Origin of the sequence: uncultured Massilia sp., assembly GCF_913773735.1 — a bacterium.
In the GTDB taxonomy this organism is placed as follows: Bacteria; Pseudomonadota; Gammaproteobacteria; order Burkholderiales; family Burkholderiaceae_D; genus Telluria.
In genome coordinates, this window is the sequence record NZ_CAJYEB010000052.1 from 1 (window position 1) to 11,455 (window position 11,455).

Consider the following 11,455-nt stretch of genomic DNA (forward strand, 5'->3'; position numbering starts at 1 on the left):
AGTTATGCCTGATGACCATAGCAAGTCGGTACCACCCCTTCCCATCCCGAACAGGACCGTGAAACGACTTTGCGCCGATGATAGTGCTGCAACCAGTGTGAAAGTAGGTTATCGTCAGGCTAGTTATATGCGAAAGCCCGTCCAGTTGATACTGGACGGGCTTTTTGCTTTGCGGCGTCGATCAGTAAAATTGAGCCCCGGCCTGCGCCGGGGCGACGTATCGAGGGGGCGAGTATTTCAAACGCAATCTCTGATCATGCATCGTCCGTTGCCGGCGGCGCAGCCGCCAACAATGTCCAGGCTCATACCGCCAGCTTCACCCAGGCCGACCCGGCCCGGTGGCTCGCCAGCACCGCGTCGATGAACTGCATCCCCGCCACGCCATCATCGACCGTCGGCAGCCACGTGCTGCCTTCCGGAAGCGGCTGCCCCGCGTTCACCGCATGGATCTGCGCCGCCGCGTCGCGGTAGAGTTGCGCGAACGCGGCCAGGTAGCCTTCCGGATGACCGCTCGGGATCCGCGTGGCCCGGTCCGCCGCCACGCCGTGTGCCCGGCCGCGCGTCAGCCGCTCGGCGCAGCCGCCCTGCGGCGTCAGCCACAGTTCGTTCGGGTTTTCCTGGTCGAAGGCGAGGCTGGCCTTGCTGCCGAACACGCGCAGCTTCAGCGCGTTCTCGCAACCGGTCGCCATCTGGCTAGCCCACAGCGTCCCGCGCGCGCCGTTCGGGTAGCGCAGCATCACCTGCACGTGGTCGTCGAGGATGCGCTCGGGCGTGAAGGCGTGCAGCTCGGCCAGCAGTTCGCTCGGCTGGATGCCGCTGACGAAGCCGGCCAGGTGGAAGGCATGCGTGCCGATGTCGCCCGTGCAGCCGGTCGGGCCGGCGCGGCGCGGGTCGTTGTGCCAGTTCGTCGCCTGGAATGCCGGGTCCTGGCTCGCGGGTTCGGCCATCCAGTCCTGCGCATACTCGACGTGCACCTGCCGCACGGCGCCGATCGCGCCCGCGGCGACCAGTTCGCGCGCGTGGCGCACCATCGGGTAGCCGGTGTACGTGTGGGTCAGCGCGAACACCCGCCTGCGCGCACGGGCCAGCGCCGCCAGCGCCTGGCCTTCCGCCAGCGAGATGCCCAGCGGCTTGTCGCAGATGACGTGGATGCCCGCCTCGAGGAAGGCGGTGGCCACCGGCGCGTGCAGGTGGTTCGGGGTGACGATGGCCACCGCGTCGATGCCGTCCGCCCGCGCGGCCTCCAGGCGCGCCATCTCGCGGTAGTCGGCATAGCTGCGCGCCGCATCCAGCCCGATCGCCGCGCCGCTGCGCGCCGCCCGCTCCGGATCGCTCGACAGCGCGCCCGCCACGATCTCGTAGCAGTCGTCCAGGCGCGCCGCGATGCGGTGCACGGCGCCGATGAAGGCGCCGTCGCCGCCGCCCACCATGCCCAGCCGCAGCCGGCGCGGCATCGTCGCCGCCGTCATGCCGGGATCCCCATCAGCGCGCGCAGCTGGGCGCGGTCGGCGCCGCTGCCGGCGAAGTCGTCGAATGCGCGGTCGGCCACGCGGATGATGTGGCGGCGGATGAAGTCCGCGCCTTCGCGCGCGCCGTCTTCCGGATGCTTCAGGCAGCACTCCCATTCCAGCACCGCCCAGCCGGCGTAGTCGTACTGCGCCATCTTCGAGAAGATCGCCGTGAAGTCGACCTGGCCGTCGCCCAGCGAACGGAAGCGCCCGGCGCGTTCCAGCCAGCCGTTGTAGCCGCCGTACACGCCCTGGCGGCCGTCGGGGCGGAACTCCGCGTCCTTCACGTGGAAGGCCTTGATGCGCTCGTGGTAGATGTCGATGAACGCGAGGTAGTCGAGCTGCTGCAGCACGAAGTGGCTGGGGTCGTACAGGATGTTCGCGCGCGCGTGGCCGCCAACGGCGTCCAGGAAGCGCTCGAAGGTCACGCCGTCGTGCAGGTCCTCGCCCGGGTGCAGCTCGTAGCAGACGTCGACGCCGGCCTCGTCGAAGACGTCGAGGATCGGCTTCCAGCGCCGCGCCAGTTCGCCGAACGCTTCCTCGACCAGGCCCGCGGGACGCTGCGGCCAGGGATACAGGTAGGGCCACGCCAGCGCGCCGGAAAAGCTCGCCATCGTGCGCAAGCCGAGGCGCCGCGACGCCTGCGCCGCCGCCTTCAATTGACCCACGGCCCATTCCTGGCGCGCCGCCGGATTGCCGCGCACGTGCGGCGCGGCGAAGCCGTCGAACAGCTGGTCGTAGGCCGGGTGCACGGCCACCAGCTGGCCCTGCAGGTGGGTCGACAGTTCCGTGATCGCCAGGCCGTGCTCGGCCAGCGTGCCGGCGACGTCGTCGCAATAGGCCTGGCTGCCGGCCGCGACGTCGAGGTCGAACAGGCGCTTGTCGGTGGGGAGCTGGATGCCCTCGTAGCCCAGTCCCGCGGCCCAGGCGCCCAGGTTCGCCAGCGTGTCGAACGGCGGCTGCTCGCCCATGAACTGGGCGAGGAAGATCGCCGGTCCCTTGATGGTCTTCATGCGGATCCTTTGCCGTGGCGTCAGTAGGGCGAGTCGGGGAAGTAGAACTGCTTCGCGTTCTCGCGCGTGATCAGCACCGACGGGATGATCGTGCGGGCGGGCAGGGCCTGGCCCTTCAGGCGCGCGTCGGCCGTCATCTTGATGGCGTCGTAGATGAACTTCGGCGAGTACGACACGTCGGCCTGCACCAGGCGGTCGCCGTCGAGCACCTTCTTGACCGCGAACTTGGCGCCGGCGCCGCCGAACACTTCCTTGATGTCGGTGCGCTTGGCTTGCTCGATCGCTTTGAGCACGCCCACGGCCATGTCGTCGTCGGCCGCCCAGACGGCGTCGATCTGCTTGAAGCGGGTCAGGTAGTCCTGCATGACCTTGAAGGCGTCGTCGCGGTTCCAGTTGCCGTACTTCGCGTCGAGCACCTTGATGCCCGGCGTCTTGCCGATCTCGGCATTGAAGGCGCTCACGCGTTCGTTGTCGATCGTGCTCGGCATGCCGCGCAAAACGACGATATTGCCCTTGCCGCCCAGCTTCTTCGCCAGGTACGCGGCCGGCAGGCGGCCGAATGCGGCGTTGTCGCCGGCGACGTAGGCGTTCTGCGCGGCCGGATTCGTCAGGCCGCGGTCGACGACGGTGACGTACACGCCCTTGTTCTTGACCTGCGCGGCCGGCTGGGTGAGCGAACTCGATTCCAGCGGCAGCAGCACCAGCGCGTTCATCTTGTTCACGACCAGCAGGTCCTGCACCTGGTTCGCCTGTTCCGGCGTGCTGGCCGCCGTCTTGATGACGACCTTCAGCGTCGGGTTGGCCGCCTCGAGTTCGCGCTTGGCCTGGTTGGCCCACCAGACGATGCCGCCGGTGAAGCCGTGCGTCGCGGTGGGGATCGCCACGCCGAGCGTGACCTTGTCGGCGGCGAGGGCGTGGCCGGCGCCCAGCAGCAGCACGCAGGCGGCCGTGAGCCGCGTCAGGGAGTGAGGGAATGAAGACATGGATCGTTCCAGGTTAAGAAAGGGTTCAGCGGCGGCCGCGCTGCAGCCAGGCCACCACGATGATCACCACGCCCTGCACCGCCGGATTCAGGTGCACGCTGATGATGCTGGTGAGGTTGAGGATGTTGCCGATCACGGACAGCAGGATCGCGCCGACGACGGTGCCCGTCACGCGCCCGGCGCCGCCGCGCAGCGACGTGCCGCCCACGACGACGGCGGCGATCGCCTCCAGTTCCCACAGGATGCCGGTGGTCGGCGTGGCCGATCCCAGGCGCGGCACGTAGAGGATGGTGGCGATGGCAACGCACACGCCCAGCAGCAGGTAGGTCAGCACCTTGGCGCGGTCGACGCGGATCGCGGCGTAGCGCGCCACCTGTTCGTTCGAGCCGATCGCCTGCACGTGCTGGCCGTACGGCGTGCGGTTCAGGATCACGACGCCGGCGAGGGCCACCAGCGCGAAGATCCAGACCGGCACCGGCACGCCCAGCACGCTGTGGTAGTACACGGGGCCGTAGGCTTCGGACAGGTTGAAGTCGAGCGTCAGCGCGCCGCCGTCCGACAGCCAGGTCAGCACCGCGCGGAAGATGCCGAGGGTGCCCAGCGTGACGATGAACGCCTCGATCCTGCCGCGCGAGACCAGCAGGCCGTGGATGGCGCCGAACGCGGCGCCCAGCGCCAGCGCCAGCAGGATGCCGAGCACGATGACGAGCGGCGCGGACGGCGGCGCGGCGCCGCTTGCGAGCGCGTTCATCGCGACGATCATGACGCCGGCGATCAGCGCCGCCATCGAGCCGACCGACAGGTCGATGCCGCCGGAGACGATCACGAAGGTCATGCCGACGGCGATGATGCCGATGAATGCCGTGCGCGTCAGCACGTTCATCAGGTTGTCGACGGTGGCGAAGTCCGGATTCAACAGGGCGCCGGCGATGCAGAGCAGTACCAGGGCGACGACGGGGCCGAGGCCCTTCAGGCGTTTCATGCCGGCGAAGGAGACGGCGCGTTCAGTGGTGGGTGTCGGTTGCATGGGCGATCAGCTTGTCTTCGGTGAGTTGGTCCGGGCCGAGCACGGCCTGCAGGCGGCCGCCGTGCAGCACCGCCACGCGGTGGGCGAGGCCGATCAGTTCGACCAGTTCGGAGGAGATGACGACCACGGCGCGGCCCTCGGCCGCGAGGCGCTGCACCAGCGCGTAGATGTCGCGCTTGGCGCCGACGTCGACGCCGCGGGTCGGCTCGTCCAGCACGATCACGCGCGGGTCCGAGCGCAGGTACTTGGCCAGCGCCAGCTTCTGCTGGTTGCCGCCGGAGAGCGAGCGCGCCGCGCAGTCCGGGTCGCGCAGGCGGATGCCGAAGTCGGCGATCGCGCGCTCCAGCGCCTGGCGGCCGGCCTGCGGATCGACCCACGGGCGGGCGTCGCGCTCCAGCGTCATCATCGTGAGGTTTTCGCGCAGGCCGAGGTCGACGTGCAGGCCCTTGCCCTTGCGGTCTTCGCTCAGGTACGCCAGGCCCAGGCGCATGGCGTCGCGCGGGCTGCGGATGGCGGCGGCTTGTCCCGCGACCTCGATCGTGCCGCCGCTCCTCGGACGCAGGCCGAACACGGCCTCGAACGCCTCGGTACGGCCGGCGCCCACCAGGCCCGCGAAGCCGAGGATCTCGCCGGCGCGCACCTCGACATCCAGGTCGTCGATCCAGCCCGGTACCCGCAACTGCGACACGCGCAGCAACACGGGCGCGTCGGGCGCGGGAAAGCGCTTGGGCTGGAACATGTCGGACACGTCGCGCCCGACCATCAGGTTAGCCATCTGGCGCCGGTCGACGTCGGCCGTGTCGGCGCGCGCGACGAACTTCCCGTCGCGCATGACGACGACTTCGTCGGTGTGCGCTTCCATCTCGTCGAGCTTGTGCGAGATGTAGACGATGGTGACGCCGTCGCGCTTCAGGCGCGCCATCAGGGCGAACAGCTTGCGCGTCTCGCCCGGCGACAGGCTGGCGGTCGGCTCGTCCATGATCAGGAGACGCGCCCTGCGCGACAGTGCCTTGGCGATTTCGACCAGCTGCTTCTCGGCGACGATCAGGTCCGCCACGGGGGTGTCCGGATCGACGTCGAGGCCGACCTGGTCCAGGTACGTGGCCGCTTCAAGGCGCATCGCGCGGCGGTCGAGCAGCCAGCCGCCGGTCCCGCGCGTGCGCTCGTGGCCGAGGAAGATGTTCTGGGCCACGCTCAGGTGCTCGGCCAGGTTGAATTCCTGGTGGATCAGGGCGATGCCGAGCGCCTCGGCCTCGCGCGCGTCGGCGAAGCGCCGTTCCTGGCCGTCGACCAGCAACTGGCCGCCGCTGGGGCGTTCGTAGCCGGCCAGGATCTTCATCAGCGTCGACTTGCCGGCGCCGTTCTCGCCCAGCAGGCCGACGACGCGCCCCGGTTCGAGCGCGAAATCGACGCCGTGCAGCACGCGCACCGGACCGAAATCCTTGACGATGTGGTGAAAGCGGACGGACAGGCTCATGAAAGGCGCGGCTCCGGTCAGCGCGCGGCCGGATCGGCCAGCACGGCGCGCAGGCCCTTCAGCGACGCCGCCACGGTTTCGAGCTGCCCCATCCCGTTCGGATACTCTTCCTGCTCGATGATGATCCAGTCGGTGCCGCCGACCTGGCGCACGGCGCGCGTCAGCGCCACCCAGTCGGTCCTGTCCTGGCCGATGATCGGCGTGCCGCTGGTTCCCTCGGCCAGCTTGGCCTTGAAGTGCGTGGTGCGGGTGCGGTTCGGGTAGGCGCGCACGTAGGCGGCGGGATCCTTGCCGGCGAACGTGGTCCAGCCCACGTCCTGCTGCATGATCGACGCGGCCGGCGTGCCGCGCGCGATGGTGTCCCACGGCGTGCTGCCGACGGCGCCCACCATTTCCTGCGCGTGGTTGTGGTAGCCGATGCGCATGCCCTTGGCCGCCAGCTTGTTCGACAGGGCGGTCAGTTCGCGGCTCATCTGCGCGCTCTGCTCGACGCTGGCGCCGCGCTTGTCCATCGAGATCACCAGGTTGTCGCAGCCGAGCGCGCGGTAGAACGCGGTGGTGGCCTCGAAGCGCGCATCGGTCAGCTGGTCGAAGTGCATGTGGGCGCCGGCGCACTGCAGCTTGTGCTTGTCCAGGAAGGCTTTCAGGCCGGCCGGGTCGTCCTTGTAGGGGCCGAACTCGCCGGCGAATTCCACGCCCTGGAAGCCGAGCTGCGCGATCCTGGCCAGCGTGCCTTCGTAGTCCTGCTTGATCTCGTCCTTGACGGACCACAGCTGCACGCCGATGCGCTGGTCGGCGGCCGCGGCGGCGGTGCTGGCGGCGCCCAGCCCGGCGGCGGCGAGCAGGATGGCGAGCGTGGTGGAGCGGGTAGTCTTGTTCATGGTGTCCTGGGTGGTGGTGTGCGGTTCAGATGCGGCCGGCCTTGAGCTCGTCCACGGCGTAGGCGCAGGCGCGCGCCGTCAATGCCATGAAGGTGAGCGAGGGGTTCTGCCAGGCGCCGGAGGCCATCGCGGCGCCGTCGGTCACGAACAGGTTGGGCACGTCGTGCGCCTGGTTGTGGCCGTTCAGGATCGAGGTCTTCGGGTCGCGCCCCATGCGCGCCGTGCCCATCTCGTGGATGGCCAGCCCCGGCGGCCACTGCTCCGGCGTCGCCAGCGTCCTGCGCACGTCCTTCAGGCCCAGGTCCTCGAGGATGTTGGCGGCGGTGTCGGCCATGTCCTCGCGCATGTGCTGGTCCTCGTCGCACAGCGTGACGTCGATGTGCAGCTGCGGCATGCCCCACTTGTCGGTCTTCGTCGGGTGCAGGCTCACGGCGTTCTCGAAGCGCGGCAGCATCTCGCCCTGGCCGTGCAGGCCGAAGCGCCACGGGCCGGGCTTCCTGATCATCGCCTTGAAGTCCTTGCCGAAGCCGGGCTTTTGCGCCGCCGCCTGCCAACCCTCGCGCGCGGCGCCGCCGGCCAGCGCATAGCCGCGCGAGAACAGCGGGTGGCGGTCGACGACGTTACGGAAGCGCGGGATGTACGGCGACGTCGGGCGGCGGCCCTGGTAGTAGTCGTCCTCGAAGCCCTCGACGCGGCCGTCGGCGCCGGCGGCCCACAGGTGGTCGGTCAGGTAGTGGCCGAGCACGCCGGAGGAATTGGCCAGGCCCGTGGGGAAGGCGTCGGACTTCGAGTTCAGCAGGATCGCGGTGGAGCCGAGCGTCGAGGCGCACAGCAGCACGACGCGCGCGTGGTACTCGCGCGTCTCCATCGTGTTGGCGTCGATCACGCGCACGCCGGTGGCGCGGTTGGTCTTCGGGTCGTACAGCACGCTGTGCACGATGCTGTCGGTGGCGATGCGCAGGCGGCCGGTCTTCAGGGCCGCCGGCAGCGTCGCGCTCTGCGTGGAGAAATAGGCGCCGAACGAGCAGCCGCGCTGGCACTGGCTGCGCGCCTGGCATTGCACGCGGCCCTGTTCCATGTGCGCTTCGGTCGCGGTGCGCAGGTTGGCGGTGCGGCCCATGATCATGCGCGCCGGCGCGTACCTGGCGTCGAACTTCTGCTTGAGCGCGAGTTCGACGGCGTTGAATTCGAACGGCGGCAGGAACTCGCCGTCCGGCAGCACCGCCAGTCCCTCCTTGCCGCCGCTGATGCCGGCGAAGCGCTCGACGTGGCTGTACCAGGGCGCCAGGTCGGCGTAGCGGATCGGCCAGTCGGTGCCGTGGCCGTCCCTCAGGTTGGCCTCGAAATCGAGGTCGCTCCAGCGGTAGGACTGGCGCGCCCACATCAGCGACTTGCCGCCCAGCTGGTTGCCGCGGATCCAGCTGAAGGCGCGGCCTTCGGGCGTGGAATAGGGCATGTCGCGGTCGTTGTTGAAGAACTGCTGCGTATGTTCGTCGAACGCATAGCACTGGCGCTGGATGGCGTACTGTTCCTCGGCCACGCGCGCGTCGACCTTGCCGCGGTTGGGCATGGTCCACGGATCGCGGTTCTCGCCGACGTAGCCGACGCCGTGTTCGACGGGCCGGCCGCGCTCGACCATCAGCGTCTTCAGGCCGCGTTCCGTGAGTTCCTTGGCGGCCCAGCCGCCCGTGATGCCGGAGCCGACGACGATGGCGTCGAAGCGTTCCGGGGTGGTCTTGATGGTGACCGACGACATCGAATCCATGCGCGCTCCCTTCAGATGGCCCAGGTGTGGGTGGCGGGGGTGACCTTGACGTGGCCGTTGAACCCGCCCGGCACGGGCAGGTAGGCCAGCTCGCGCGAGGCGCCCGCTTCCGACGTGTAGTAGGCGAAGGCCACATGGCCCTTCAGCTGGCGGAAGAAGCGCTGGCCGTCGGCGTCGAACGGCGCGGCGCCGGCGTCGAGCGAGCGCAGCAGCGCGGCCTGGCGCGCGGCCGGCAGCGCGGCGAACGGCTTGCCGCCCTGCGCGCGCGCCGCCGCGTCGAGACGTGCCAGGCCGGCGCGGAACGCGGCCTGCGCCGGCGCGGGCGTGCACACGGCCAGCAGGTGGTCGACGGTGCGGTGCGCCTCGACGGCCAGCGCGCCGGGCGTGTCGGTCTGCGGGATGACCAGCTCGGCCAGCACGCCCACCAAGGCCAGTTCCTCGCGCGACAGGAATGCGGGTTCCTTGCGCGCGGGCGCAGCGACGGCGGCCAGGACGTCGCCGCCCAGGGCCAGGCCGCACAGCGCGCCCAGGCGCAGCAGCGCCTGGCGCCGCGCATCGCCCTGCGGCGACAGGGCAGGGGCCGTGGATTCGACGGTATTCGACATGCTCGTTCTCCAGGAGACGGGGGATCGGGTGCCGTCAGGCCAGCGCGCCGGCGCGGCGGCGCCGGCCCTGGGCGCGGCCGGCGGCCAGCGACAGCAGGTACTGCTTGGGCGTGATGCCGACCACGCTGCGGAACTGCTTGGTGAAATAGCTCTGTCCACCGAAGCCGGTTTCCGCCGCCACGCGCGCGATGCTGCCCGCGGTGGGCAGCATGCGGCACGCCTCGTGCACCTTCATGTGCAGGATGTACTGCTTGGGCGTGAGCGAGAAATGCTGCTTGAACTTGCGCTCGAACGTCGACAGCGACATGCACGACAGCCGCGCCAGGTGGTCGATGCCGATGTGTTCCGTCAGGTGCGCCTGCAGGTACTCGATGCAGGCCTTGAATTCGTGGAACGGGGCGATGGTGTCCTGCGAGCGCCGGGCGTCGCGCGAGAAGCCTTCGATGCCGACGATGCGGCCGTCGCGGTCGCGCAGCGGCGCCTTGGTCGTGAACAGCCAGGTCAGTTCGCCCTTGCCGCCGTCGATCACTTCGAGCTTGTTCTTGACGGTGACGCCCGTCTCGATCACGGCCAGGTCGTCGGCGCGGATGCGGTCGGCGATGTCGCGGCGGAAGAAGTCATGGTCGGTCTTGCCGATGATGTCGGCCACGTTGGCCAGGTCGTGCTGCTCCTGCAGCAGGCGGTTGCCCCAGACGAACTGGCCGGCGCGGTTCTTCGCGAAGTAATAGGTGTCGGACAGGGTGTCGAACAACGTGCTCGGCGTCGAGATGCCGTGTTCGGCGAAGAAATTGGCGCATTCCCGGTGCGAAGCGGCCGCCGGGCGCGCCTGCGTGCCGTCCGCGTCGCCCTTGCCGGGGCCGTGGGCGACGACCATGCCCATGCCGATGATCAGTGTGCTCATCCTGCGGTGTCTCCGTCTCCGTGATGGGAACGCTGAAAACGCGGCGGCTTCCGGTTCCTCTATGCAGGGATATTAGCATTCGGAAAAGTTCGGACATGTCAGGAAATCGGAAAAATTTATAACGAAATCGGCAAGGTGGGGAAAGTCGATGGCGCCGGCGCAGGGGGGCGTGCTAGATTGGCGCGGCCGCTGCGGCGGCCCGTTTTCCACGACAAGAAACTATAAGGAGATGCCAATGACCGGCCTGCGCACGATCGTCCGCCTGGGCGTACTGACTGCCGCTTTCTCGCTCGGCGCGCCGCTGCATGCGGCGGACAAGGGATGGACGCCGCTCTTCAACGGCAAGGACCTGTCCGGGTGGACGACCTGGATCAGCATGCAGCCGACGTCGGACAATATGAAGATGCCGACGTCGACGCGCGGCCTGAACCAGGATCCGCGCAAGGTGTTCACGGTGGTCGATGGCATGTTGCGGGTGTCGGGCGAGGAATGGGGCGCCGTGTCGACGGTGGGCGAGTACGAGAACTTCCACCTGAAATTCGAATTCCGCTGGGGCGACAAGACATGGGCGCCGCGCCTGGGGGCCCCGCGCGACAGCGGCCTGCTGTATTACGCCGTCGGACCGGAAGGCGCGCAGAGCGGGCACTGGATGCGCAGCCACGAATTCCAGCTGCAGGAAGGCGATTGCGCCGATTACCACAGCCTGGATGGGGTGACGGTGGATGCGCACGTCGGCGACGCCAACCAGGGCAACTGGAAATTCTTTCGCTACGATCCGGCGCTGCCGCTGCGCACCGGCCTGGCGGCGCGCATCCTCAAGCGCGGCAATTACGAAAAGCCGTCGGGAGAGTGGAACACGATGGAGGTGATTGCCGACGGCAAGACCCTGATCCACATCGTGAATGGCCACGAAGTGCTGCGCGTCGAAAACTCGCGCCAGGTCGTGGATGGGCGCAGCGTGCCGCTCGAGCGCGGCAAGTTCTCGATCCAGTCCGAGGGTGCCGAGGCGTTTTATCGGAACATCCAGGTCAAGCCGTTGACGGGGCCGGCCAGCGCCGCAGTGTTTTGACGCGACATTCCGGATGGCGTCCCTTGCGGCGGACGCTTTCGTTTGCTATAGTCTCGCTCCTCCGACGCAGACGCAGCTTCACGGCAGCGACAGCGGAAGAAAAGAAGAGTTGACGAGTTAAACGAAATACTGGATAATCTCGCTTCTCTGCTGCTGACGAACACAACGATTCGCGAAACGCAGCAAGGCAACACAAGATTCGAGCTCTTTAACAAATAACAGTCGA

General features: G+C 68.7%; 10 protein-coding genes and 1 rRNA gene. 2 read left to right on the plus strand and 9 right to left on the minus strand.

All coding sequences use genetic code 11. The features are described 5' to 3' along the window. Positions 1-7: 7 nt before the first annotated feature. Positions 8-120 (plus strand): 5S ribosomal RNA (gene rrf, locus QZ749_RS25550). A 182-nt stretch (positions 121-302) separates the two neighbouring features. Here the strand turns inward: rrf and QZ749_RS25555 are convergent. From QZ749_RS25555 to QZ749_RS25595, 9 genes are read right to left on the minus strand one after another with little or no spacing between them, the layout of a single operon-like run. Beyond that, positions 303-1,469: a Gfo/Idh/MocA family protein gene (locus QZ749_RS25555; RefSeq protein WP_296953289.1), complete on the minus strand. Its 1,167-nt coding sequence runs from the start codon at positions 1,467-1,469 to the stop codon at positions 303-305. Beyond that, complete coding sequence (locus tag QZ749_RS25560; protein WP_296953291.1) at positions 1,466-2,521, minus strand: sugar phosphate isomerase/epimerase; 1,056 nt, start codon at positions 2,519-2,521, stop codon at positions 1,466-1,468. Before QZ749_RS25560 ends, QZ749_RS25555 begins: the two co-directional genes overlap by 4 nt. A gap of 20 nt (positions 2,522-2,541) precedes the next feature. Next, positions 2,542-3,504, minus strand: a complete 963-nt coding sequence (locus QZ749_RS25565) for a substrate-binding domain-containing protein (protein ID WP_296953293.1) — start codon at positions 3,502-3,504, stop codon at positions 2,542-2,544. 25 nt (positions 3,505-3,529) lie between these two features. Further along, on the minus strand, positions 3,530-4,531 hold the full coding sequence (locus QZ749_RS25570; protein ID WP_296953296.1) for an ABC transporter permease: 1,002 nt from the start codon (positions 4,529-4,531) through the stop codon (positions 3,530-3,532). After that, positions 4,509-6,008 carry a sugar ABC transporter ATP-binding protein gene (locus tag QZ749_RS25575; RefSeq protein ID WP_296953298.1) on the minus strand — a complete coding sequence of 500 codons (1,500 nt, stop codon included), beginning with the start codon at positions 6,006-6,008 and terminating at the stop codon, positions 4,509-4,511. Before QZ749_RS25575 ends, QZ749_RS25570 begins: the two co-directional genes overlap by 23 nt. Before the next feature lie 17 nt (positions 6,009-6,025). After that, positions 6,026-6,889, minus strand: a complete 864-nt coding sequence (locus QZ749_RS25580) for a sugar phosphate isomerase/epimerase (protein WP_296953300.1) — start codon at positions 6,887-6,889, stop codon at positions 6,026-6,028. A gap of 25 nt (positions 6,890-6,914) precedes the next feature. After that, positions 6,915-8,654: a GMC oxidoreductase gene (locus QZ749_RS25585; protein ID WP_296953302.1), complete on the minus strand. Its 1,740-nt coding sequence runs from the start codon at positions 8,652-8,654 to the stop codon at positions 6,915-6,917. A gap of 11 nt (positions 8,655-8,665) precedes the next feature. Next, positions 8,666-9,259 carry a gluconate 2-dehydrogenase subunit 3 family protein gene (locus QZ749_RS25590; protein WP_296953304.1) on the minus strand — a complete coding sequence of 198 codons (594 nt, stop codon included), beginning with the start codon at positions 9,257-9,259 and terminating at the stop codon, positions 8,666-8,668. Between the two features lie 34 nt (positions 9,260-9,293). Next, positions 9,294-10,160: an AraC family transcriptional regulator gene (locus QZ749_RS25595; protein WP_296953306.1), complete on the minus strand. Its 867-nt coding sequence runs from the start codon at positions 10,158-10,160 to the stop codon at positions 9,294-9,296. A 235-nt stretch (positions 10,161-10,395) separates the two neighbouring features. On the opposite strand from QZ749_RS25595, the gene QZ749_RS25600 reads away from it, so the two are divergent. Continuing rightward, positions 10,396-11,229, plus strand: a complete 834-nt coding sequence (locus QZ749_RS25600) for a DUF1080 domain-containing protein (RefSeq protein ID WP_296953307.1) — start codon at positions 10,396-10,398, stop codon at positions 11,227-11,229. The last annotated feature ends 226 nt before the right edge of the window (positions 11,230-11,455 follow it).

Excerpts from the sequence above, each read along its gene's own strand:
- QZ749_RS25555 (WP_296953289.1), bottom strand. The coding sequence starts at position 1,469 with ATGACGGCGGCGACGATGCCGCGCCGGCTGCGGCTGGGCATGGTGGGC.
- QZ749_RS25560 (WP_296953291.1), bottom strand. The coding sequence starts at position 2,521 with ATGAAGACCATCAAGGGACCGGCGATCTTCCTCGCCCAGTTCATGGGC.
- QZ749_RS25565 (WP_296953293.1), bottom strand. The coding sequence starts at position 3,504 with ATGTCTTCATTCCCTCACTCCCTGACGCGGCTCACGGCCGCCTGCGTG.
- QZ749_RS25570 (WP_296953296.1), bottom strand. The coding sequence starts at position 4,531 with ATGCAACCGACACCCACCACTGAACGCGCCGTCTCCTTCGCCGGCATG.
- QZ749_RS25575 (WP_296953298.1), bottom strand. The coding sequence starts at position 6,008 with ATGAGCCTGTCCGTCCGCTTTCACCACATCGTCAAGGATTTCGGTCCG.
- QZ749_RS25580 (WP_296953300.1), bottom strand. The coding sequence starts at position 6,889 with ATGAACAAGACTACCCGCTCCACCACGCTCGCCATCCTGCTCGCCGCC.
- QZ749_RS25585 (WP_296953302.1), bottom strand. The coding sequence starts at position 8,654 with ATGGATTCGATGTCGTCGGTCACCATCAAGACCACCCCGGAACGCTTC.
- QZ749_RS25590 (WP_296953304.1), bottom strand. The coding sequence starts at position 9,259 with ATGTCGAATACCGTCGAATCCACGGCCCCTGCCCTGTCGCCGCAGGGC.
- QZ749_RS25595 (WP_296953306.1), bottom strand. The coding sequence starts at position 10,160 with ATGAGCACACTGATCATCGGCATGGGCATGGTCGTCGCCCACGGCCCC.
- QZ749_RS25600 (WP_296953307.1), top strand. The coding sequence starts at position 10,396 with ATGACCGGCCTGCGCACGATCGTCCGCCTGGGCGTACTGACTGCCGCT.